This window comes from Lentzea waywayandensis, assembly GCF_900115955.1.
GTDB lineage: Bacteria > Actinomycetota > Actinomycetes > Mycobacteriales > Pseudonocardiaceae > Lentzea > Lentzea waywayandensis.
This window is the reverse complement of sequence record NZ_FOYL01000009.1, coordinates 141,583-164,912: the sequence shown is the minus strand read 5'-3', so window position 1 is coordinate 164,912 and position 23,330 is coordinate 141,583. Positions and strand designations below refer to the sequence as shown.

Annotated in this window: 19 protein-coding genes; 9 read left to right on the top strand and 10 right to left on the bottom strand. The window is 70.9% G+C overall.

What is annotated here, in order from left to right; translation table 11 throughout:
- Window positions 1-182 precede the first annotated feature (182 nt).
- On the top strand, window positions 183-830 hold the full coding sequence (locus tag BM417_RS30630; RefSeq protein ID WP_245822281.1) for a class I SAM-dependent methyltransferase: 648 nt from the start codon (window positions 183-185) through the stop codon (window positions 828-830).
- 59 nt (window positions 831-889) lie between these two features.
- Here the strand turns inward: BM417_RS30630 and BM417_RS30625 are convergent, their stop codons facing one another.
- Window positions 890-1,396: a YceI family protein gene (locus BM417_RS30625; protein WP_093601738.1), complete on the bottom strand. Its 507-nt coding sequence runs from the start codon at window positions 1,394-1,396 to the stop codon at window positions 890-892.
- A complete protein-coding gene (locus BM417_RS30620) occupies window positions 1,393-1,713 on the bottom strand; it encodes a hypothetical protein (protein ID WP_093601736.1) in 321 nt (106 codons plus the stop codon). Before BM417_RS30620 ends, BM417_RS30625 begins: the two co-directional genes overlap by 4 nt.
- A gap of 109 nt (window positions 1,714-1,822) precedes the next feature.
- Here BM417_RS30620 and BM417_RS30615 point away from each other — a divergent pair, with 109 nt between their 5' ends.
- Entirely contained in the window at window positions 1,823-4,507 is a 2,685-nt protein-coding gene (locus BM417_RS30615; protein ID WP_177320685.1) for an ATP-binding protein, read from the top strand.
- Here BM417_RS30615 and BM417_RS30610 read toward each other — a convergent pair.
- Together BM417_RS30610 and BM417_RS30605 are read right to left on the bottom strand one after the other, a co-directional pair.
- Complete coding sequence (locus BM417_RS30610; RefSeq protein ID WP_093601732.1) at window positions 4,491-5,150, bottom strand: response regulator; 660 nt, start codon at window positions 5,148-5,150, stop codon at window positions 4,491-4,493. The genes BM417_RS30615 and BM417_RS30610 overlap by 17 nt on opposite strands.
- Window positions 5,147-5,968 (bottom strand): sensor histidine kinase, encoded by an 822-nt coding sequence (locus BM417_RS30605; RefSeq protein ID WP_093601730.1) that lies wholly within the window; start codon window positions 5,966-5,968, stop codon window positions 5,147-5,149. Before BM417_RS30605 ends, BM417_RS30610 begins: the two co-directional genes overlap by 4 nt.
- Before the next feature lie 102 nt (window positions 5,969-6,070).
- Between BM417_RS30605 and BM417_RS30600 the strand changes: the two genes are divergently transcribed.
- Genes BM417_RS30600 through BM417_RS30590 form a run of 3 tightly spaced genes read left to right on the top strand, consistent with a single transcriptional unit; the run spans window position 6,071 to window position 11,273 of the window.
- Window positions 6,071-6,763, top strand: coding sequence for an ABC transporter ATP-binding protein (locus BM417_RS30600; protein WP_177320684.1), 693 nt, complete (start codon window positions 6,071-6,073; stop codon window positions 6,761-6,763).
- A complete protein-coding gene (locus BM417_RS30595) occupies window positions 6,760-9,081 on the top strand; it encodes an FtsX-like permease family protein (RefSeq protein ID WP_093601727.1) in 2,322 nt (773 codons plus the stop codon). The genes BM417_RS30600 and BM417_RS30595 overlap by 4 nt, the downstream gene beginning before the upstream one ends.
- Window positions 9,082-9,092: 11 nt before the next feature.
- Window positions 9,093-11,273: a penicillin acylase family protein gene (locus BM417_RS30590; protein WP_093601725.1), complete on the top strand. Its 2,181-nt coding sequence runs from the start codon at window positions 9,093-9,095 to the stop codon at window positions 11,271-11,273.
- 69 nt (window positions 11,274-11,342) lie between these two features.
- Here BM417_RS30590 and BM417_RS30585 read toward each other — a convergent pair whose 3' ends face one another.
- Window positions 11,343-12,131, bottom strand: a complete 789-nt coding sequence (locus BM417_RS30585; protein WP_093601723.1) for a crotonase/enoyl-CoA hydratase family protein — start codon at window positions 12,129-12,131, stop codon at window positions 11,343-11,345.
- A gap of 55 nt (window positions 12,132-12,186) precedes the next feature.
- Here BM417_RS30585 and BM417_RS30580 point away from each other — a divergent pair, with 55 nt between their 5' ends.
- From BM417_RS30580 to BM417_RS30570, 3 genes are read left to right on the top strand one after another with little or no spacing between them, the layout of a single operon-like run.
- A complete protein-coding gene (locus tag BM417_RS30580) occupies window positions 12,187-12,786 on the top strand; it encodes a sulfite oxidase-like oxidoreductase (protein ID WP_093602083.1) in 600 nt (199 codons plus the stop codon).
- Window positions 12,756-13,496, top strand: a complete 741-nt coding sequence (locus BM417_RS30575; protein ID WP_093601721.1) for a ferredoxin reductase — start codon at window positions 12,756-12,758, stop codon at window positions 13,494-13,496. Before BM417_RS30580 ends, BM417_RS30575 begins: the two co-directional genes overlap by 31 nt.
- 13 nt (window positions 13,497-13,509) lie before the next feature.
- Entirely contained in the window at window positions 13,510-13,779 is a 270-nt protein-coding gene (locus BM417_RS30570; protein ID WP_093601719.1) for a DUF6510 family protein, read from the top strand.
- 30 nt (window positions 13,780-13,809) lie between these two features.
- On the opposite strand, the gene BM417_RS30565 is transcribed toward BM417_RS30570, so the two are convergent.
- The 5 genes from BM417_RS30565 to BM417_RS30545 all read right to left on the bottom strand — a co-directional run bounded on the left by BM417_RS30565 (window position 13,810) and on the right by BM417_RS30545 (window position 22,045).
- Entirely contained in the window at window positions 13,810-16,662 is a 2,853-nt protein-coding gene (locus BM417_RS30565; protein WP_093601717.1) for a CBM35 domain-containing protein, read from the bottom strand.
- A gap of 17 nt (window positions 16,663-16,679) precedes the next feature.
- The gene (locus BM417_RS30560) at window positions 16,680-17,543 is read right to left on the bottom strand and encodes a carbohydrate ABC transporter permease (RefSeq protein WP_093601715.1); all 864 of its coding nucleotides are present in this window, start codon (window positions 17,541-17,543) and stop codon (window positions 16,680-16,682) included.
- Window positions 17,544-18,111: 568 nt separating this feature from the next.
- Entirely contained in the window at window positions 18,112-19,062 is a 951-nt protein-coding gene (locus BM417_RS30555; protein ID WP_245822260.1) for a carbohydrate ABC transporter permease, read from the bottom strand.
- Window positions 19,059-20,414, bottom strand: a complete 1,356-nt coding sequence (locus BM417_RS30550; protein ID WP_093602079.1) for an ABC transporter substrate-binding protein — start codon at window positions 20,412-20,414, stop codon at window positions 19,059-19,061. Before BM417_RS30550 ends, BM417_RS30555 begins: the two co-directional genes overlap by 4 nt.
- 20 nt (window positions 20,415-20,434) lie before the next feature.
- On the bottom strand, window positions 20,435-22,045 hold the full coding sequence (locus BM417_RS30545; protein WP_245822259.1) for a glycoside hydrolase family 13 protein: 1,611 nt from the start codon (window positions 22,043-22,045) through the stop codon (window positions 20,435-20,437).
- Window positions 22,046-22,152: 107 nt separating this feature from the next.
- On the opposite strand from BM417_RS30545, the gene BM417_RS30540 reads away from it, so the two are divergent.
- Window positions 22,153-23,202: a LacI family DNA-binding transcriptional regulator gene (locus tag BM417_RS30540; protein WP_218164608.1), complete on the top strand. Its 1,050-nt coding sequence runs from the start codon at window positions 22,153-22,155 to the stop codon at window positions 23,200-23,202.
- The last annotated feature ends 128 nt before the right edge of the window (window positions 23,203-23,330 follow it).

The following is a 23,330-nucleotide window of genomic DNA, read 5'->3' as shown; positions in this document are numbered from 1 at the left end:
CAGCCAGAACGCTGCCTCGCTCGGCTCGTCCCGGTTCCCGCCCGTGTAAAAGACCGGTACGACGAGCGGTCTGGTCTCCATTGGTGCCTTGGAATCGTTTTGGTGACCGCCAGGGCAAGATCGAGTGCATGAGCGACTACGACAACGTGGCCGAGGCGTACGACATCGACAACTAGAAGAGTCTGCCGAACGCCTACTACGAGCGGCCCGCCACCCTCGCCCTCGCCGGAGACGTGGCCGGACGCCGGATCCTCGACGCGGGGTGCGGTGCGGGCCCGTTGTTCGCGGCGCTGCGTGAGCGGGGCGCGGTCGTCAGCGGCATCGACGTGAGCGCGGGCATGATCGAGCGAGCCCGGCTCCGTCTGGGGATGGACGCCGACCTGCGCGTCGCGGACATCGCCGAGCCGCTGCCCTTCGCGGACGGCGAGTTCGACGACGTCATCGCCTCGCTGGTGCTGCACTACCTGGAGGACTGGGGGCCGGCGCTGGCCGAGATGCGGCGGGTGCTGCGCCCCGGCGGCCGGCTCATCGCGTCGGTCAACCACCCCACCGCCGAGTACTCGATCGAGCGCGTGCAGGGGCGCCGACCCGACTACTTCGAGACCCGCGCACAGGCGGCGGAGTGGTCGGTGGGCGACCAGCTGGTCAAGGTGACCTTCTGGAACCGGCCGCTGCACGCGATGACCGACGCGTTCACCGCGGCCGGGTTCCGCATCTCCCGGATCGCCGAACCGCCACCGGTACCGGAAGCCCGCGAGCTGTTCCCGTCGGACTACCACCTGCTCGCGACCGCGCCGAGCTTCCTGTTCTTCGTTCTTCAGGCGGAGTGAGCCTCCACGACGCCGCGAAGGCCGCCGAGGTCCGCAAAGCCCTCGGCGGCTGACGCGGGTCACACCGGCCTGATCACCGCGGTCACGGTGATGTCGACGTACCGGCCGATCAGGAACCCCGGCGCGCGGATGCCCAGCGTGCGGCGGTCCAGCCGGGCGGTCGCGGTCAGCACCGCCTCCCGTTCGTCCGCAGAGGACAGTTCGACCGTGCCTTCGATCGTGGTGTGCGCACCCCTGGCGGTGAGCGTGCCGGTGACCTGCCAGCCGGTGCCGGCCACCCGCGCGGACGTCGCGGTGAACCTCATCGTGGGGTGCCGGTCGAGGTCGAGCAGACTCGGTTTGCGCAGGTCCAGGTCGCGTTTGGTGATCCCGGTGTCGATGGCGCCCAGGTCGAGGGTGCCGTGCACGGCCAGCAGTGCGCCGTCCGTGCCGATCTCGACGGTGCCCGCGGTGACGGGCACGGTGCCGTGCGCCTTGCGGCCGAGGTTGCCGACCTGGAACGACGCGGTGCTGCGGGCGAGGTCGGCTCGCCACACACCGGCGGCGAGGGTGCGCGTGGTGGTCATGACCGCGCTCCGGTGTGCTCGACGACCTGGTGGACCGGGTAGATCTCGACCCGGTCGGCGCCGGGCAGCAACGCCGCGTCCTCACCCGGCAGCAGCCGGGTGCTCATGATCGCCTTCTGGGTGTCGATCAGAGCCTGCTCGCTCTCGGCGATCGACACGACGATCTCCGCGCCGTCGTCGCGGCGCAGCACGTAGGTCCTGATGTTGCCCGGCACCGACTCGGCCGCGGGGGCGATGCGTTCCCTGGCCGCGAAGTCCGCGGCGGCCAGCTGTTCCGGGCCTCGGGGGCCGTCGAAGTAGGTGAGTTGCGCGTACATGGTCGCCTCCTTTGGTGGTGCACCGAGTCTCGGCTCGTCCGGCGCGACGCGGATCCGTGCCAGTACGGAGTCCGGTACTGAACCGCCACCGGTCGGCGATACTCCCGGCGTGGAGGAAGCCCCGATCTTCGGACGCGACCGCGAACTGGCCTCGCTGCGCGCGAGCCTCGTCGCGGCGGCGGGCGGCGCCGGCCGTCTCGTGCTGGTTCGAGGCGAGGCGGGCATCGGCAAGACCCGGCTGGTTTCCGCCGTTGCCTCGATGGCCGCGTCGTACGGAATCCCGGTCGCGCGTGGTCACGCCGTCGACGACGCCGGCATGCCGCCGCTGTGGCCCTGGCGCCGGCTCGCTCGTTCGCTGCCCGCGTTGCAGCGCGTGCTCTCCGAGGCGCATCTGGACGACTCCGCGCGCTTCGCCATGCTCGCCGACGCCGCGGACGTGCTGGTGGCCGAGGCTTCCGCGGCCGGACTGCTGATCGTGCTGGAGGACCTGCACTGGGCGGACCGCACGTCGTTGCGCCTGCTCGGTCACCTGGCGACCGAGTTGCCCGCCGCGCGGATCCTGGTGGTCGCGACCTACCGCGATGCCGAGTTGTCCGAGCTGGTGCGCGCCCCCGCCACCCGAACGGTGCACCTGGGTGGGCTGACCAGGGGTGACGTGGCCGGCTGGGTGCGTTCGGCGGGCGCGGCGGACCCGGAGGCACTGGCCGCGCGACTTGTGGACAGCACGGGCGGCAACCCGCTGTACGTGCGGATGCTGCTCGACAGCGGTGAGGAGGCCGGGGAGCTCCACCGGCTGGTGTTGTCGCGGCTGGACCGGCTCAGTGCACGGGCTCGGGACGTGCTCGGGGTGGCGAGTGTGCTGGGGGAGCGGATCGAACCCGCGCTGCTCGCGGCCGTCACCGGGGACGAGCCTTCGGCGTTGCTGGACGAGGCTGTCGCGGCGGGGGTGCTGCACGTCCACGACGGGACGCTGGCCTTCGCACATGCCCTGGTCAGGGACGCGGTGTACGAGGACCTGGCGCCTTCGGTGCGGGCTGACCTGCATCGGCGGTGTGCGCTGGCACTGGCCGCCGGGGGCGGGGTGCCGGGGAGGATCGCGGCTCAGTGGCGGCGTGCGAGTGGAGTGGACGCGCCCGCGGAGTGCACTCGCTGGGCGACCGAGGCGGCGCGGGCCGCCACGGCGGAGCTGGCCTACGACGAGGCGGTCGGGTTCGCCGCACTTGCACTCGCGTCGTCCGAGGAGAAGACAGCGGAGCTCACCCTCGGCCTCGCGCGAGCCGAGTTCCTCGCCGGCGACACCGCGGCCAGCCTCGACCACTGCCGCACCGCCGCCCGCCTCGCCGAGCAGTCAGGCACCCCGGACCTGATGGCGGAGGCGGCCCTCGTCATCACCGGCCTGGGCGACCGAGCGCTGCTGACCGCCGTCGACCAGCTCTGCACGACGGCCCTGCGCCACCTCCCGGAAGAGGCGACCTCGACCCGTTCCCGGCTGCTGGCCCGCAGGGCGATGGCCGCCACCACGACCGGCGAGGGCGAGCGGGCGCGTGCGTTGTCCGCGGTGGCGCTCGAACTCGCCGTGCGCAGCGGCGACCCCGACGCGGAACTGGACGGCATTCACGCACGCCACCTGACCTTGTGCGCGCCGCAGTTCAGGGCGGAACGAGTCGGGCTCGCGAACCGGGCCGTCGAGCTGGCCGAGACCGCACGGCAGCCACACGCCGAACTGTGGGGGCACGTCTGGCTGGTCGACGCGGCTTTCCAGGCAGGAGACCTGGCCGAGGTCGACCGGCAGCTGGACCTCATCGAGCAGTTCGCGGCGGCGCGGCAGCACGGGGTGGCGTGGTGGCACCTGCATCGGTTGCGGGCCACGCGGGCGGCGCTGGTGGGGCAGTTGCAGAGAGCGCGGGAGTGCAACGAGACGGCTCGTGCCGTGGCCGAACGGATCGGGGCCACGGCGGCCAAGGGCATGTACTACGCGTTCCAGCAGGGGTTGGCGCAGCTGGTCGGCGGCATCGACGAGGTTTCGGCGCGAGAGGCGTTCGGCGTGCTCGAGCGGGTCGGCGACATCCCGCTGGCGCGCGTGTACGTGCCGTTGCTGCACGCGCTGCTGGGAGAGACCGAGCAGGCGCGCGCCACGTTCGAGGAGTTCCGGGCGATGCCGGCGACGCTGGAGGTCGGGCCCACGTGGGCGCCCCTGGTCAGCCAGATCGGCGCGGTCGCCTGCCTGCTGGGCGACGCCGAGGTGGCGGCGAACGTCTACGAGGTGCTGTCCGCGTTGAAGCCGCACTTCGCCGCGGACGGGTCCGGCGCGGTGTTCTCCACCGCCGCCACGCCGCAGTTGCTCGGAGACCTCGCGATGACGTGCGGCCGGACGGAGGTCGCGGCCGGGCACTACCGGCTGGCCCTGGAGATGAACGCCCGCATCGGCGCAAGGCCGTTCGCCGCGATGAGCAGGCTCGGGCTCGCGAGTGTCCTGACCGACCTGGCGGCGGCCAGGACACTCGCGGCCGAAGCAGCCGCCGAGTTCCGCGCGCTGGACATGCCGATCCGGCTGGCCGAGGCCGATCGGCTGCTGAAGCGGATCGGTGCCGACGAACAGGCGCGGGATCCGTTGTCACCACGCGAGTCCGAGGTCGTGGGCCTGGTCGCGCAGGCACTCACGAACCGCCAGATCGCGACCCACCTGCACCTGAGCGAACGCACCGTCGAGACGCACGTGCGCAGCGTTCTGGCCAAACTCGGGTTGCGCACCAGGACCGAGATCACCGCCTGGGAGCTCACCCGCCGGGCGTGACCAGGCCCGTCTCGTAGGCGAGGACGACGGCCTGCGCGCGGTCCCGCAGTTCCAGCTTCGCGAAGATGCGGGCCACGTGCGTCTTCACCGTGGCCTCGCTCAGCGTGAGGTCGTCGGCGATCTCGGAGTTCGACCGCCCACCCCCGACCAGCGTGAGCACCTCACGTTCCCGTGGCGTCAGCACGGCCAGATCCCGGTGCACCGCAGGAGTCACCGGGGCACCGGAGGCGAACCGTTCCACCAGCCGCCGGGTGATCGACGGCGCGAGCAGGGCGTCGCCGGTCTCGATCAGCCGCACGGCCGCGACGAGGTGCTCTGGCGTGACGTCCTTGAGCAGAAAGCCGCTCGCACCCGCCGCGAGCGCCTCGTACACGTACCGGTCGAGGTCGAACGTCGTCAGCATCAGCACCCGGCTGTCGCCCGGTTCCCGCACGATCCGCCGGCACGCCTCCAGCCCGTCCATCCCCGGCATGCGGATGTCCATCAGCACGACGTCCGGCCGCAGGTCGCGCACGACCGACACCGCCTCGGCCCCGTCCGCCGCCTCGCCGACGACCTCGACGCCACCGGAGTTCAGGATCATCCGGAACCCGATGCGCACGAACGCCTGATCGTCCGCGATCACCACGCGTGGCCCGGTCACGGTCGCTCGACCGGGATCTTGGCCCGGACGCGGAACCCGCCGCCGAGCCGCCTGCGCGCGTCCAGGTCGCCGCCCAGCACCGCCACGCGCTCCCGCAACCCGAGCAGCCCCCGCCCCTGACCGTCCTCAAAGGACAACGAGTCGCCGGACAGCGTGCTGGGCCCGGAGTTGAGCACCTCGACCCGCAGGTGGTGCTCCGCGTACCGCACGGTCACCTCCGCTTTGCGTCCGTCGCCGTGCTTCAACGCGTTGGTCAGCGCCTCCTGCACGATCCGGTACGCCGTCAGGTCGACACCGGACGGCAAGGGCCGCGGCTCGCCGGAGACGCGCACCTCCACCGGCAGCCCGGCGAAGCACATCCGGTCGACCAGGGAGCTCAACCGGCTCAGACCGGGTTGCGGCGCCAGCAGATCATCGCTGTCGGCGGACGGAGCGAGCAGCCCGAGCATGTGCCGCAGCTCGGTCATCGTGTCGCGGCCCGCGTTCTCCACGGCCAGCAACGCGTCCGTCGCCTCGGACGTCCCGGCGGAGAGCACCCGCCGTGCCGCCCCGGCCTGCACCACCATCACGCTCACGTTGTGGCTCACGATGTCATGCAGCTCCCGGGCGATCCGGGCACGTTCGGCGTCGACGGCGGTGCGGGCGGCGGTCTCCCGTTCCCGCTCCAGCAACCAGCCGCGTTCCTCCATCGCACGGGTGTACGCGCGCCGGGCCGCCACCAGCCGCACCGCGAAGTATCCGGCGGCCAGGCAGGCGACGACGGCCACCACCAGCTCCCACACCCCGTCACTGTCCCAGAGCGCCGTTCGCCCGCGCATCAAACCCCGGATGCAGTCACTACATCCCCAGGATGACCCCGCCCGCCGACTTACCTCCGCAGACTGACGCCTCCGAACGCACAGCTCAGCAAGATGGCCGCCATGCAGAACGCAGACGCCGTCGTCGAGCTGACGAACGTGCGCAAGGAGTACAGCGACTCGACCGCGCTGGACGGGGTGTCACTCGTCGTCCGCGCCGGGGAGGCCGTCGCGGTGATGGGACCGTCCGGCAGCGGCAAGTCCACGCTGCTCAACATGATCGCGGGCCTCGACCGCCCGACGTCGGGTCAGGTGATCGTGCACGGTTCCGACCTCGGCGTGCTCGGCGAGACCGGCCTCGCGCTGTTCCGCCGGCGCGGCATCGGCATGATCTTCCAGTTCTTCAACCTGCTGGACGACCTCTCGGCGCTCGACAACGTCGCCCTCGCCGCCCAGCTGACCGGCATGAAGGCGAGCCAGGCCCGCGCACGCGCCCTGGAGTTGTTCGGCGAGCTCGGCATCTCCAGCCGCAGGAACATCTACCCGGCACAGCTCAGCGGCGGCGAACGGCAGCGCGTCGCGGTGGCGCGGGCGTTGATGAACCGCCCCGCCCTGCTGCTCGCCGACGAACCGACCGGCGCGCTCGACAGCAGGTCCGGCGAGCAGGTCATGGACCTGCTGCTCGACCTCAACCAGATCGGCCAGACCCTGCTGCTCGTCACCCACGACGAACGCCTCGCCACCCGCTGCGCCACCAGGGTGATCGAGGTCGTCGACGGCCGGATCGCCCGCGAGCACAGCATGGAACGAGCATGAGCGCGGTGTGGTCGGCGGCCTGGGCGGCGGTCCGCCGGCGCAAGCTCCAGACGATCGTGATCGGTGTCGTGGTGTGCGCGGCCAGCGCGACACTCGTGATGGCGCTCGGCCTGCTGGACGCGTCCGCCGCGCCATTCGACCGGGCCTTCGCCACCCAGCAGGGCGCGCACCTGGCCGCGGCGTTCGACCCGGCCAAGGTGTCCGAGGCCCAGCTGAAGCAGGCGGCGGGACAGACCGTGTCGGCGGGCCCGTTCCAGCAGGCCACTGTGGACACGTCGACCGGCGAGGTCTTCCTCGGCACGCTCACCGTGGTGGGCCGGGCCGATCCCGGCGGCCAGGTCGACCGCGTCTCGGTGTGGCAGGGCAGATGGGCCACCAACGCCGGTGAGATCGTCCTCAGCCGCACGCCGGGATCCGTCGGCCGGATGGGCGTCGGCTTCGAGCTGCGGCTGCCGGGACGTCCGGTGCTGAAGGTCGTCGGGTTCGCGCACTCGGTGACGGGATCGGCCGACGCATGGGTGAGTCCCGCTCAGATCGGTGCGCTGCAACCGAACGCGCTGCAAATGCTCTACCGGTTCACCCAGGCCGACACCGCCGCACAGGTCGAAGCAGGGCAGGCGGCCGTCACGGCGGGGGTGCCGCAGGACGCGCTGCTCGGCACGCTGTCGCACCTCACCGTGAAGGACAAGGCGACCTCCGAACTGGGCGTGTTCATCCCGTTCCTGATGATCTTCGGGATCCTCGGCCTGGCTGTCGCGGTCCTGATCGTCGCCAACGTCGTGAGCGGCGCGGTCGTCGCGGGACTGCGGCACATCGGCATGCTCAAGGCCATCGGCTTCACCCCGGACCAGGTCATGGCCGTGTACCTGGTGATGGTCTCGATCCCTGCGTTCGCGGGCTGCGTCCTCGGCACGCTCGTGGGCAACCTCTTCGCCAAACCGATCGTGCAGGACGCCGTCGAGGGCTTCGGCGTCGACGACCTGAGCTTCGCGCCCTGGGTGAACGTCGTCGCGGCGCTGGGCATGCCCGTCCTGGTGGCGTCGGCCGCGCTCGTCCCGGCTCTGCGCGCACGCCGTCTCCCGGCGGCACGGGCGATCAGCGCGGGCACCACGGCGCACACCGGAAGAGCGTTGCGCGTCCAGCGCTGGCTCAGCGGCACGAGGCTGCCGCGTTCGGTCAGTCTCGGCCTCGGCATGCCGTTCGCCCGCGCGGGCCGCAGCGCGTTGACGCTGGCCTCGGTCGTGCTCGGCGTCATGACCGTGACCCTTGCCGCCGGCGTGACGATGTCGATGACGGCCTACAACGACGCCGTCAGGCCCCACTTCACCGACCGCGTCGAGTTGATGGCCGGACCGCCGCAGGGTGGACCCGCAGTCCGTCCACAGGGTGTGGAGGCACCGGCCGCGAAGCTGAGCGATGCCGAGGACGAGTCGATGCTGCGCTCGTTGCCCGGCACGACAGCGGTTCTCGCCGGCACCCAGCTCGACGCCGAGGTCGCGGGCGGTACCCAGGAGGCCACGATCCTGTTCTACCGCGGGGACACCGCCATCCTGGGCCCGCGCGTGCTCACCGGGCACTGGCCGGACGGGCCGGGCCAGGTCGTGGTGCCGTCGAGGTTCCTCAACCAGCGCGGGCTCGCCGTCGGCGACACGGTCACCGTGCAGGCGCGGGGAAACCGGACACAGGTGAAGATCGTCGGCGTCGTGCTGACCAACAACGCCGACGAGATCTTCGCCGATTGGTCCACTGTGGACGTTCTCGCGCCGGGCGCCCGTGCCAGCTTCTACCTGACGCAAATGGCTTCCGGCACCGACCGCGACGCTTACACCGCGGCGGCGAAGGCGGCGGATCCCGGACTGCAGGTCCTGCCGCCGCGCGACGGTTCGTCGTCGACCGCCGTGATCATCATCGGCGCCGCCGTCGTGCTGACCCTGGTACTGGGCGCCGTCGCCGCCCTCGGCGTGTTCAACACCGTCGTCCTCAACGCCCGCGAACGCCGTCGCGACCTCGGCATGCTCAAGTCGATCGGCATGACTCCGCGCCAGGTCACCGTGCTGCTGGTGACGTCCATGGGCGCCCTGGGCGTGCTCGGCGGACTGATCGGCGTGCCCGTCGGCATCGTCGTGCACCAGCTGGTCGTGCCCGCCATGGCGCACGCGGGCCAGGCCGACGCCGTCGACATCCTCATGAACGTCTACCACGCGCCGTTGCTCGCGCTGCTGGCCCTCACCGGCGTCGTCATCGCCGTGGTGGGCGCGGTCGTGCCGGCCAGGGGAGCGGCGCGCCTCTCGATCGCCACCGTCCTGCACAACGAATAGGGGGATCACAGATGCGCAGGTTCATCGCGTTATCGCTTGTGGCAGCAGGGGTTCTGGCCACGAGCCCGGCCGCCGTAGCCGACAGCGGCACGGTGATCAGACGAACTTCCTACGGCATTCCGCACGTGCTCGCTCATGACTATCGCGGGGTCGGCCAGGGACTCGGCTACGCGTTCGCCGAGGACAACGCCTGCGTCATGGCGGAGATCGTCGTGACGCTGTCCGCCGAGCGCTCCCGCTGGTTCGGGCCGGACAACCTCGCCAGTGACCTCTACTACCAGCGCCTCAACCAGTCCGCGGTGGTCGAACGGCAACTCGCGCACGGCCCGTCGAAGCAGGCGCGGGATCTCGTGCGCGGCTACGTGGCCGGGTTCAACCGCTACCTCGCCCAGAACGGTCTGCCCGAAGCCTGCAGGAACTGGGCGCGGCCGATCACCGAGATCGACGTGTGGCGGCGCGTCCACCAGGTCGCCGGACTGACCGGCAGCGAGGGCTTCCAGGAGCAACTCGTGTCAGCCCAGCCGCCCGGAACGGCGCTCGCGGCACCCGCGCGCGTCTCGACCGAACGCCCAGGCAGCAACGGAATCGCGCTCGGCAGGCAGGCGACCGCGGCCGGTACCGGCATGGTGCTGGGCAACCCGCACTTCGACTGGGCTGACACCTGGCGCTTCTACCAGCACCACCTCACGATCCCCGGCGAGCTGAACGTCAGCGGCGCGGGCCTGTACGGCGTGCCGGTGGTCAACATCGGCCACAACGACAGGCTCGGCTGGACCCACACGGCGTCCGAGGCGCAGACGATCACGCTCTCGCAACTCACGCTCGTCCCCGGCGACCCGACCAGCTACCTCGTCGACGGCAAGCCGCAGCGCATGATCGCCGAACAGGTCACCGTCGGCGACACCACGAGAACCCTCTACCGCACCCCGGACGGCCCGGTGGTGGAGGACGACCGCGCGTTGCGGTGGACGGACACCACCGCCTTCGTGCTGCGCGACGCCAACCAGGGCAACCTTCAGGTCATCGACCAGTGGCTGGCCATCGCCCGAGCCCGCAGCGTGCCCGATCTGCAGAAGGCGCTGACTCGCCACCAGGCCCTCCCGTGGGTCAACACGATCGCCTCGGACGCCACCGGAACCGCCTACTACGGCGACATCCAGGTCGTCCCGCACGTCACCGACGAGCAGCGCGCCCGTTGCGGCGTCAACGCGCCCATCGGCTTGGTGGTCCTCGACGGCAGCCGGTCGGACTGCGGCTGGGGCACCGACCCCGACGCCGTGACGCCGGGCAGGTTCGGCCCTCACCGGCTGCCCAGCCTGATCCGGCGCGACCACGTCAGCAACATGAACGACAGCCCGTGGCTCGCGAACCCCGCCGCACCGCTGACCGGCTACCCGTCCCTCGTCGGCGACGTCGGCACAGAACGGTCCGCGCGCACCCGCGTGGGCCTGGACATGATCGGCACCAACACCTTCACACCGTCCACTCTGGAACAGGCGATGTTCGGCAACCGCAACCTCACCGCCGAACAGGGCCGAGCCGCGGTCGTCGCGATGTGCCAGGCCAACCCGACCCTGCCCGCGAACGACGGCAGCCTCGTGGACGTCCGCGCGGCCTGTTCGACCTTGGCGAGCTGGCCAGGAACCGGCGACACCGGCCCAGAAAGCCGAGGCGCCTACTTCTGGCGTTCGTTCATCGCGTTGAGCGGCAGGCCGGGGACGAACCTGTGGCAGGTGCCGTTCGACCCGGCCGACCCCGTCCACACCCCGCGCGGCATCAACGCGGCCGATCCCGGCGTCCAGCGGGCCTTCGCCGACACGGTCCGGGCGTTCGGCGTCGCCGGAGTCGCGGTGGACGTACCGCTCGACGCCGTCCAGCAGTACGAGGGCATCCCGATCCACGGCTGCCGCGGCCCGGAAGGCTGCTTCAACGTGATCTCGGTGCCCGGCCCGCCCCGGCCGGGAGTCGCGCCGGAGATCCCGCACGGCACCAGCTTCGTCATGGCGGTCGAGCTGACGAAGAACGGTCCGCGGATGAGCTCGATGCTGATCTACGGCCAGTCCGCTGATCCGGCCTCCCCGCACCACACCGACCAGGCACGGCTCTACGCGCGGAAGCAGTGGGTGAAGGGCGAGTTCACCGAACGGGAGATCGCCCGCAACCCTGAGCTGACGGTCCGGCACCTTCGCTGAGGCTGATCGCTCGCGCCTCCGGTTCGGTGCCGCCGGCGCCGGACCGGAGGTGTCGCCCCGCGCGGGACCTCACCGTTCGCCACCGTCGTCTGCGAACCTCCCGTGCCTTCCGGCGCCGCCCGCGAACCGGGCGGCGCCGGCCACCCCTTCCCGAGCCACGATCGGCACCCCGGCCACCCCCTCCGCCCGCAACGCCTCGGCCAGCGGCAGGTCGAGCCCGCCGTAGGTCGACGCCCGGTCCGCCAGCACGCACTCGAACGGGAACCCGGCGATCTGCTCGGCCAGCTCCAGCGCGGCCACCACCGCCTGACCAGGCTCGACGACCCGGTTGGCCAGCCCGATCGCCAACGCCTCCTCGGCGTGCACCGGACGTCCGGTGAGGATCAGGTCCAACGCCCGCCCCAGCCCCACGATCCGACGCAGCCGCACGGTGCCACCGTCGATCAACGGCACGCCCCACCGCCGGCAGAACACCCCGAACACCGCGTCGCTCTCGACCACCCGCAGGTCGGCCAGCAGCGCCAGTTCCAGCCCGCCCGCGACCGCGTACCCGCTGACCGCCGCGATCACCGGCTTGCTCAGCTCCAACCGGGTCGGTCCCATCGGACCGGCGCCGCCGCCGGAGGGATCGAGCTCGTTGCGCCGCGCCGGATCCCCGACGACGCTCAGGTCCGCTCCCGCGCAGAACGTCCCGCCCTCGCCCGCGAGCACCGCCACCCGTTGCGTGGGGTCCGCCTCGAACGCCAGAAAGGCATCCCGCAGCTCAGCGGCCATCGGGCCGTCGACCGCGTTGCGCCGGTCCGGGCGGTTCATCCAGATCAGCGTCGTGGTGCCGGTGATCTCGACCCTGACGTTCATGTGACCTCCGTGATCAGCAGTGGCGTTCGGCGCGCCGCTGTCGTCTACTGACACGATGCCAATCGTCTCTCCCGGTTTCACCGGGCGACGCCAGTCACCGGACGTGCAGCTGCCGCCCGGTCAGTACCTGGCAGAGGACTTCCCGGTCCTCACGGCGGGGCCGACGCCGCGAGTGACGACCGACCGCTGGCAGTTCACGATCAACACCGAGGCCGGTCAGCGCTACGACTGGTCGTGGCAGCAGCTGATCGAACTGCCCGCGGAGAAGATCACCACGGACATCCACTGCGTCACCAAGTGGTCGAAACTCGGCACCCGCTGGAAGGGCGTCTCGCTGGACGTCCTGCTGGAGGACGTCGAGACGGCGGCGGACTTCGCGCTCGTCCAGTCCTACGGCGGCTACACCACGAACCTGCCGCTGGAAGACCTGATCGACGGCCAGGCGTGGATCGCGTACCGCTACGACGGCGACGAGCTCACGCCCGAGCACGGTGGCCCGGCGCGGTTGCTGGTGCCGCACCTGTACTTCTGGAAGTCGGCGAAGTGGGTCCGCGGGATCCAGTTGCTGCTCGAGGACGAACCCGGCTTCTGGGAAAGCGCGGGCTACCACGACTACGGAGACCCATGGCGCGAGCAGCGGTATCAGGGCGACTGACCTGGCGGGTGGCCGAACTCGCCGAGGCCACCGACATCACGAAGAGCGCGCGGGGTCTGGTGTTCGACGTGCCCGGCTGGCCCGGTCACCTGCCGGGGCAGCACGTCGACGTCCGGCTGACCGCCGAGGACGGCTACTCGGTGCAGCGCAGCTACTCGATCTCCTCCGCGCCGGACGGGGAGCGGTTCGAGCTGAGCGTCCAACGGGTCGCGGACGGCGAGGTGTCGCCGTACCTGTGCGACGTGCTCTCGCCCGGTGACCGGATCGAACTGCGCGGCCCGGTCGGCGGCTGGTTCGTGTGGCGCTCGGCCGACCAGGCACCGGTGACGCTCGTGGCGGGCGGATCAGGCATCGCGCCGTTGATGGCGATGATCCGCACACGGGCCGCGGAAGGCAGCCGCGTCCCGTTCCGGCTGATCTACTCGGTGCGCACGCCCGAGGACGTCTACTACGCCGACGAGCTGCGGCGGCGTGCCCGTGAGGACGCCGGCCTCGACGTGCACCTCGTGTACACCCGCCAGGCCCCGGAAGGCTCGCCCGAGCCGCCGAAACGCCTGGGGCTGGCCACCTTGAACACCCACGGCTGGCCGGCCGACTTCGCCCCGAACGTCTTCGTGTGCGGGCCGACCGGGTTCGTCGAGACGGTGTCCGACATCTTCGTGGCACTGGGCCACGACCCTCGCCGCGTCCGCACGGAACGCTTCGGCTGACAGGAGAGCACCGATGAGCGACGACCACGTCGACGGCAACGCGCTGGCGGGCGACCTGCGAGAGATCTTCGCGGTGGACCTGACCGTGGCGACCGGCCAGTGCTCCGGCTGCGGTTACCGGGGCTCGGTGGCGACCCTGCGCGTCTACCAGAACGCGCCGGGGATCGTCGCGCGTTGCCCGCACTGCGAGGAGGTCGTGCTGCGGCTGGTGCGCGGCCGCGACCGCGCGTGGCTCGACCTGCGCGGCACGGTGAGCCTGGAGATCCCGCTGCCGTCCCCGTGAAGCGGTGTGGGAGACGGCAGCGGGATCGCGTCAGATACCGGAGTTGCCTCCTCCCAGCGTCAGCGCGAAGCCCTGGGCGTTGAGCAGCCCGCCGGAGGACGCACGGGTGACCTTGGTGTTGGAGATCGTGCCGCTACCGGCGGCCTGGATCTCGAAGCCCCACGTGGCGCCGTCGATGGTGAGCCTGTCGAAGGTGATCGGCGTCATCGTCTTCTGCCAGCTCATCAACACGCCCTGGTAGCTGCTGTCGGTGATGGTCAGGTCGCTGATCACCACCGGCGTGCGGATCTCGTGGTCCGCGGTGTAGATCCACAGCGCGCCGATCGCCGAGTTCCAGTTCGGTTCGAAGCTGCCCGCGCGCAGCAGGGTGTTGCGGCGCACGGTCGTCGTGCCGCTGAACGGGACCGGTTGGTGCCAGGTGCTCACGACGATGCCGGATCCCGAGGTGACGACGTCCGAGACGTGGTTGTCCTCGATGCGGTTGTCCGCGCCGCCGTACACCGCGATGCCGTTCGCGCCCGCCGGTAACTGCACCGTGTTGTAGGTGAACGCGGTCCGGGTCACCGGTGCGCCCTCGGACCACATCGCGAGGCCGTCGTCACCGTTGTTGCGCGTCGTGGACTGGTCGACCCTGGTGTCGACGATGTCGCCGTTCAGGTTCACGCCGTCCGCGAACGTGTTGCGGACGCGCAGGCCGACCGCGTACAGGCCGTTGGTGCCGTTGTCCGCCCAGAGACCGACCTTGGTGTGCTCGATCCACACGTTCTGCAGCAGCGAACCTGAGCCGAAGTTGCCTTCCAGCGCGGGATCGGAGCCGTTGTCCTCGCGCACCCGGACGTCGCCGAAGATCGCCAGGTCGGCGATCGTCACCTTGCCAGTGGCGAAGAACCCGCCCCTGGCACCGGTGCCCTGGATGACCGAGTGCCACGGCCCGGCGCCGATGATCCGGACGTTGCCCGCGTTGATGCGCGAGGAGATGCGGAACGTGCCCGCCGGCACCCACACCGGCCGGTTCTGGGCGGCGCCCTCCGCGATGGCCGCGGTGATGGCGGCGGTGGCGTCCGACCCGTTGTCCGGGACGGCGCCGTGCGAGGTGATCGACACGGCGTTCGCCGGCGCGGCCGCCGCTGCGGGCACCGCTTCGGCCTCCACGAAGTCGAGCACGTAGGCGAGCGCGTTCGCGGTGTCCACCTGGAACTTCAGCTCGGTGCCGGCCGCCCAGTCGCCCAGGATCCTGGTCTCGTCGAAGAACCGGTGGCCGCCGCCCAGTGCCGGGTCGTTGAAGTACGGGTAGTCGCCGTACACCCAGCTGTACTCGGACGTCAGCGTGACGTCGCGCTGCTTGGTTCCGTTGGCGTACAACGAGATCGGTGCGCGCTGGCCGGTGCCGGCCGCGTTGTCCGGGATCGAGTAGCGCAGCACGAGGCCGTTCGCCGGTGCGGTGAGCTTGACGGTGACGTGCTCGCCCACAGCGTCGAGAACCACCGCCCTGCGGCCGCTGGCCTCGGACTGGATCTGCCGGTACGTGCGGCTCGCCGCCAGCACCGTGCCGTTCGTGGTGGCGGCTTCTGCCTCGTAGGTCGCGTACGGCACCGTGGCGCCGCGCTGGGCAAGAGCGCCTTCGCCGGTCGCCGAGATGCTGTCGATCGCGACGTCTGCTGAGGTCGTGCTGGTCAGGCCGACGGTGTTGACTCCCGCGCGCAACGGCACAGTCGCCGTCGTGGTGCGCCAGCCGCTGCCCGCCGCGAACGAGACGGTGCCCGCGTCCCGGCCGTTCGCCGTCAACGCCAGCGTGGCGTTCGACGTGTTCTGGAACCGCACGGCGATGGTCGCGTTCCCGGCATTGTCCGCCTTCACGGTCCGGACGATGCGCGCACCGACCGTGCCGAACCCGGCGACGTAGCCGGAACCCGCGTAGCCGCCGAGTCCCGTTTGGACGGACGCGCCGCCGGAGCGGAAGGCCGACTCGGCCTCGCCCGGCCCGGCCTGGACCGCCGCGCTGACGGTGAGGCTGTCGAGGTTCAGGTTGCCGGAGTCGGCCGAGTCGAACGCCAGCGCGACGTCGTGCTGCCCGGCCGTCAGCGTGACCTGTTCGGTCGTGGTCGCCCAGGTGTCCCAGTTCGCCGTCGTGGGCAGGCTGATCTGCCGCTGTTTCGCGCCGTCGACGTACAGCGACAGGGTGCGGGCGGAGCCGGTGCCGTTCGCCAGCCGGATCGCGAGGTCGTGCTGACCTGCGGTCGCGGCCGTGACCCGGAAGGTGGTGCGCGCCGTGCCCCGGTTCGCGTCGGTGTACCCGCCGACGAAGCCGCTGCCCGTGTAGCCGGGATGGTCGGACTGGGCAACCGCGCCACCGCTGAGCGTCGCGTTCTCCGCCTCGTACGCGGGACCGGACTCGGTCACGGTGTTCGTGACTTCGAGGTGGTCGAGGTTCACGTTGCCGTTGTCGGCAGAGCCGAAGCTGTACGCGAAGGTGTGCGCGCCTGCCGGTAGCTGGACGGAGAGCGGTGCCGAACTCCAGGTGTCCCAGTTCGCCGTGGCGGGCAGGGTGATCTGGCGTGGCCCGGTGCCGTCGACCCGGAGTGTCAGCGTGCGCGGCGAGCCGGTGCCGTTGGCGTACTTCAACGCGAGCGCGTAGGTGCCGGCGGCCGGTGCGGACCACGCGAAGGACGTGGTGGCGCCACCTCGGTTGGCGTCGGTGAAGCCACCGACGAATCCGGTGCCGGTGTAGCCGGTGTGATCGGTCTGGACGACCGCACCGCCGGACAGCGCGGCGTTCTCGGCCTCAAGACGGGTGGTGGCCGCGTTGGCGGTATGGGGGAGAACTGTGGCAGACAGGGTGATCAGGGCGGCTGCGAGCGCGCGCAACCATGGCGACGTTGCCATGTGGGGTTTCCGTTCGTTCAGCCCTTCACCGCTCCGCTGAGCGCGCTGCCGTTGAGGAACAGGCGCTGGAAGACGAGGAAGAGCGCGACAGGGATGAGGGTCGAGATGGCGAGCGCGGCGAGGAACACGTCGAGCTCGACGAACCGCTGGAGTGCGGGCAGACGCACGGACAGCGGCTGCACTGCCGGATCGGGCAGCACCAGCATCGGCCAGAGGAAGTCCTTCCACGACGCGATGACGGCGAACACCGACACCACCCCGAGAATCGGACGGGACATCGGCAGCACGATCGAGACGAACAGCCGCAACGGACCGGCCCCGTCCACGGTCGCGGCCTCGAACACCTCGCGGGGCAGACCGTCGAGGAACCGTTGCACCAGCAGGACGTTGAACGCGTTCGCGCCCGCCGGCAGCCACACCGCCCAGAAGCTGTTGATCAGCGACAGGTCGGTGATCGTGAGGTAGAGCGGCACGAGCAGCACCACCGACGGCACGAACAACGTCGCCAGCACCACACCCGTGACGACCTTGCGATAGCGCGGCCGCAACACCGACAGGGCGAACCCGGCCGTCATCGCGACCAGCAACTGCACCGCCCACGCGCCGAACGCGAGCAGCACCGTGTTCAGGAAGTACTTGTCGATCTCCACCCGCGTCCACGCCGTGACGAGGTTCGCGAAGTCGAACCCGTTGGGCCACAACGCGAGCGGTGAGCGCAGGGTGTCCTGGGTCGGGGTGATCGCCGCCTTCGCCAGCCACAGCACCGGGCCCAGGCCGACGAGCAGCAGGCCGCCCAGCAGCAGGGTCTGCACGGTCCGGATGGTGCGCCGGACGGCGGGGATCTTGCGGTCGTGGTTGGAGAGGACTCCGCGGTCGGTCATGGTGTGCTCCGCGGGTCGGTGGGGCTTGGGTGGGGGCTGGACGGTGGGGTGATCGCGGTGGCGGGCGTGTGATTGGTGGCGGCTGCCGGGGTGTGGCGGTCGGTGGTGTGGTGGGGGCTGGTTGGTGAGTCCGGCCTGGTAGTGGTGGCGAGTGTGTGGTTGGTGGCGGTTGCCGGGCTGCGGCGGTTGGTGGTGTGGTGAGGGTTGGTTGGTGAGTCCGGCCTGGTAGTGGCGGTGGGCGTGTGGTTGGTGGCGGTTGTCGGGTTGTGGCTGTGGCGGTTGGTGGTGTGGTGGGGGCTGGTCGGTGAGTCCGGCCTGGTAGTGGTGGCGGGCGGGCGGTTGTGGGGTGGGAGGCCGTTGCGGCTGGCTGTGTGGCGTGTTCGAGGTGGTTGGGAGGTGAGGCGAGGCGTCAGGTCGAGGGTGGTGGCTGGGCTGTGGCGGCCGCGGTCGGGAGCGATGTGGTCTGCCGTGGCGAGCGTCGGGCTTGGTGGGGTTGCGTGGCGCGGTAGCGGCTCCCGCGCTGCCCGGAGAAGCGGTCGCGCGGCAGGGTTCTTTCCGGTGCGGGTCGTCATGACGTGCTCCACGAACGCGTGAGGCGGAAGTACAGCGCGGACAGCAGGGCCAGTACGACGGCGAGCATCAGGCTCAGTGCGGTGGCGGCGCCGTAGTCGCCGCCCAGGCTGGAGGCGAAGGCGTAGTTGTAGATCAGCAGGAGGATCGTGGTGGTCTTGTTCGCCGGGCCGCCGCCGGTGAACAGGAACGGTTCCAGGAACACCTGGGCCGTGCCGACGATCTGGAGGATGAACGTGATCAGCAGGACGCCGCGCAGTTGCGGGAGCGTCACGTGCCAGACCTTGTGCCACACGGAGGCGCCGTCGATCTCGGCTGCCTCGTAGAGCTCTGGCGGCACGCGGGTGAGGGCGGCCAGGTAGATGATGACCGTGCCGCCCATCGCCGCCCAGGTGGACTCCACGACGAGCGACACCATCGCGGTGCCGCCGTCCTGGAGCCACGCGACCGGCGCGACGCCGAACCAGCCGAGCACCGTGTTGAACAGGCCGTGCGGGCCCGCGTCGTAGAAGAACTTCCACAGCAGCACCGCCACCACCGGTGGGACCACCACGGGCAGGTAGGCGAGCGCGCTGTAGAGGCCGCGCAGGCGGCGCACCTCGTTCATCAGCACGGCCAGCACCAACGGCGCCGGGTAGCCGATGAGCAGCGCGAGGAACGCGAACCACAGGGTGTTGCGGGTCGCCGTCCACAGCAGCGGGTCGTTCAGGACCGTCACGAAGTTGTCCAGGCCGACGAACTCAGGGGTGTCGACCAGGTTGGTCTGCTGCAACGACATCACGGCGGTCTGCAGGATCGGGAGCCACGAGAACACGCCGAACACCGCGAACATCGGCAGCAGGAACAGCAGGGCCGCCAGCCCGCTGCCGCGGCGCCGTGAACGGGGGTGGGAGGCAGGTCGCGCCGGACGGGGAGGCGCGACCTGCCGGGGCGGGGCGGTCGTGGTCACTTGCGGTCCAGCAGCGCCTGCGCCTGCGACTCGGCCTGAGCGAGCAGTGCAGTTGCGTCTGCGTTCCGGTCGGTCAGCACGGCCTGCACCACCGGGTCGAGCAGCGCGTAGACCTGCTGGGTCGACCTCGTGGGCTCGGGCACGAGAGGCTGCGCGAACATCCGGTCCGTGTACGGCTTCATCTGCTGCACCGGCACGTTGACGTACTGCGCGATCCACTGCCTGCGCTGGTCGTGCAGGGCGCGGTCGAACACCGGCAGCTCGGGCGAGCCGACCGCCTGCGACGACTCGGCCGTGGTCTTCGCGTCGGCCACTGCCTGGTCCTGCGCGGTGAGCTTCGAGAGGTAGTAGAAGTCGATCCACTTCACGCCCGCGGACACCACCGCGGCGGACGACTTCGCGCGCACCACGGCGAGCGAGCCGCCGCCGAGCACACCGGCGGTGCCCTTGTCCGCCAACGGGACCGTCGTGATGCCGTAGTCCTCGGCTTTCAGCGCGTTCTGCGCCTTGAGCGAGCCGTAGTTGCCGCCGCCCGAGACGTACATGCCGATGCGGCCCGCGGCGAAGTCCTGGTTGATCGTGGCCCAGTCGTAGAGGAAGTTCGCGCCCATGCTGTTGTCCGCCCACCGCATGTCCTGCAGCGACTTCAGCACGGCCCGCATCTCGTCCGTGTTCAGCGTGGACTTCGCGCTGTCACCGGAGAGCTGCTCGACGCGGCCGCCGAACGCGTAGTCGAGCGTGGCGAGGATCCAGCCACCGGTGTTGCCCGCCGTCATCTGGGCGTAGCCCGCCTGGCCGGTGCGCTCGGCAATCTGCTTCGCGGCGGAGCGCACCTCGGCCCACGTGGCCGGCGGCTTGTCCGGGTCGAGGCCCGCCTGCGTGAACAGCGTGCGGTTGTAGTGCAGCGCCTGGCCGTAGGCGGCGATCGGCACGGCCTGCATGGCGCCGTCCGCCGCCTGACCGGCCTTCGCCACCGACGCGTTGAAGCCCTTGGCGTACGGCAGCTTCGCGACCTCGCCGCTGATGTCCGCGATCTGCCTGCGTTCGATGAGCCCGCGGCCGTCGGTGAACGGCGCGGTGAACACGGCGGGCAGCGTGCCGCCCGCGAGCTGGGCGGTGAACGTCGTCGCGTCCCACTTGTACTCCTGGGGCTGCACGTCCACGTCCGGATGCGCCTTCTCGAACTCGGCGACACGGGCGTTGAACGCGTCGACCGCGCCCTTCTCCAGACCGGGGTCGATCGCCACGGTCAGGGCGAGCCGGCCGCCCGACCCCTCCGGCTCGCCACCGGCGCACCCGGTGACGGCGAGCGCCGTGGTCAGTACGACGGCGCTGATTCTCGAGGACTTCATCGTCACTCCTTGCGGGCGGCTTACCCGCGCAGCCAGGCGGCGGCGTCGGGGGAGAGGTGGCCGTCGCGTACTTCGGAGCTGGCGAGCAGCACGTCGGTGTGCGGCGGAAGGGGAACAGGAGAGGAGCCGAGGTTGACCACACAGAGGAAGCCGGCGCCGCGGCGGAACGCGAGCACGTCCGCGTCCAGATCGAGCCAGGAGAACTCCGCACCGCGCGGTCGCAGTGACAGCAGGGCGCGGTACAGGCTCAGCATCGAGCCGGGATCGGCCTCCTGCCGCTGCACCGAGTAGGAGCCCCAGCCGGCGGGCTGCGGGAGCCACGGCGCCGGGTCCGTCCCCTGTGGACTGAACCCGAACGCGCTGCCACCCGCGGTCCACGGCAGCGGGACACGGCATCCGTCCCGGCCGGGGTCGACCCCGTCGGAACGGAAGAACATCGGATCCTGCAGCACGTCCAGCGGCAGGTCCTCCACCTCGGGCAGACCGAGCTCGTCGCCCTGGTAGACGTACAGCGAGCCGGGCAACGCGCCCGTCAGCAGCGCCGCGGCGCGTGCCCTGCGCGTGCCCCGGGAGAGATCCGTCGCGATGCCGAACCTCCGCGCCTCGAACCCGAACGAGCTGTCCTGACGGCCGTACCGGGTGGCGGGCCGGGTGACGTCGTGGTTCGCCAGCACCCACGTGGCGGGCGCGCCGACCGGCCGATGAGCGTCCAGTGTGGACTCGATCGAGGCACGCAGCTCGGCGGCGTTCCAGGGGCGCGTCATGAAGTCGAAGTTGAACGCCGTGTGCATCTCGTCGGGACGCAGGTAGCGCGCGAACCGCTGCTGGTCCGCGAGCCAGACCTCGCCGATCAGCACCCTCGGCTCGGCGTAGGAGTCGGCCACCGCGCGCCACCGCCGGTAGATCTCGTGCACCTCGTCGCGGTCGACGAACGGATGGCCGGCCGCCTCGTCCACCTCGGGGAACCCGGGATCCTTGACCGGCATGGTCGCCGAGTCGATCCGGATGCCCGCCACCCCGCGGTCGAACCAGAAGCGCAGCACGGCCTCGTGCTCACGCCACACGTCCGGGTGGGTCCAGTTGAGATCGGGCTGCTGCGGAGCGAACAGGTGCAGGTACCACTCGCCGGGCGTGCCGTCCGGGTTCACCGTGCGGGTCCACGTGCCGCCGGAGAAGCTCGACACCCAGTCGGTGGGCGGGAGTTCACCGTGCTCGCCGCGGCCGGCCCGGAACCAGAAGCGCTCCCGCTCGGGTGAGCCCGGCCCCGCCGCCAGCGCCGCCTGGAACCACGCGTGCTGGTCGGACACGTGGTTCGGCACCACGTCGACGATCGTGCGGATGCCGAGCGCCGCGGCCTCGGTGATGAGTTCTTCGGCCGCGGCGAGGTCGCCGAACGCCGGGTCGATCGCCCGGTAGTCCGCGACGTCGTAGCCGCCGTCCGCGAGCGGGGAGGCGTACCAGGGCGTGAACCAGAGCGCGTCCACCCCGAGCGAGGCGAGATACGGCAAGCGCGATCGCACGCCCGCGAGATCACCGACGCCATCGCCGTCGCCGTCCGCGAAACTGCGCGGGTAAATCTGGTAGATCACCGCGTCCCGCCACCAGTCCGCGCCGCTCACGGGCCTGGTCACGGATGGTGCGACGGAAATGCCACTGCTCACGTCGACCCCGTTCTCGCTGGGAAGGTTGACAGTAGGTTTAGCGCTCAACCTGAAATGACGGTAATGTGACCCGTGCCATGCTGTCAACCGAGCGGCAGCCGAGCGGGGAAGGCGGGAACGCGAGCGTGCGGGTCACGTTGAAGGACATCGCCCAGAGGGCGGGCGTAAGCATGATGACGGTCTCGAACGTCATCAACGGCAACAGCGCGAGGGTCTCTCCCGCGACGATCGAACGCATCCAGCGGATCGTCGTGGAGCTCGGGTACGTGCCCAGCCACTCCGCGCGCAGCCTCGCCGCGAAGTCGTCGCGGATGGTCGGCGTGCTGGTGCCGGCGGCCGACGAGGAGAGCCTGACGATCAGCCCGCACAACGTCGCGATCATCGGCCAGCTGGAACGGGAACTGCGCAAACGCGCCTACGACGTGCTGCTGCGCGGCATCGCCCGTCCCGGTGAGGTCGCGGAGGCGTTGCGGGCGTGGAACCTCGACGGGGCGCTGCTGCTCGGCTTCCTCGACGAGGAGATCGCCACGTTCACGGCGAGCTCGGCCGGCCGCACCCGGATCGTCGCGGTGGACAGCTACGCGGACAACCCGGTGACCAGGGGCGTGCGCACCGACGACGTCACCGGAGGCAGGCTGGCCGCCGAGCACCTGCGAGCCCTCGGCCACGTCGACGTCGTCTTCGCCGGTCCGCGCTTCGCCGGTCAAGGCGTTGTCTGGCAACGCTTCCAGGGCTTCAAGGAGGCGCTCGGCGGCGACTGCGCGGTGGAGGCGGCCAACACCACCTACGACGACGGCGTCGCGCTGGGCCGTCGCCTGCGTGCGGACCACCCGTCGGCCACGGCCGTGTTCGCCACCGCCGACATCCTCGCCATCGGCGTCGTGGCCGGGTTGCAGGAGACCGGGGCGCGCGTGCCGGACGACGTCTCGGTGATGGGCTTCGACGACCTGGACCTGTGCCGGTACGTCCGGCCGACGCTGACCACGATCGCGCAGGACCTCCCGGCGAAGGCCGCGACGGCCGTGGCGATGCTGATCGGCGAGATCGAACGCGACGAGGAACCACCGGCGCCCGCGACCCTGGACGTCCACCTCGTGGAGCGGGGATCGACCGGCCCGGCCCGCTGAGCCGCGCACCCGAAACGTCTGCCGAACAACCTCGGCCATCGCCTTGCCCGTGAAGAACTCGGCACGATCAGGCAAGAGCGCGAGAGCATCGATCACCTCCTGACTCCCGCTCGCTGCTTCGATCGAAC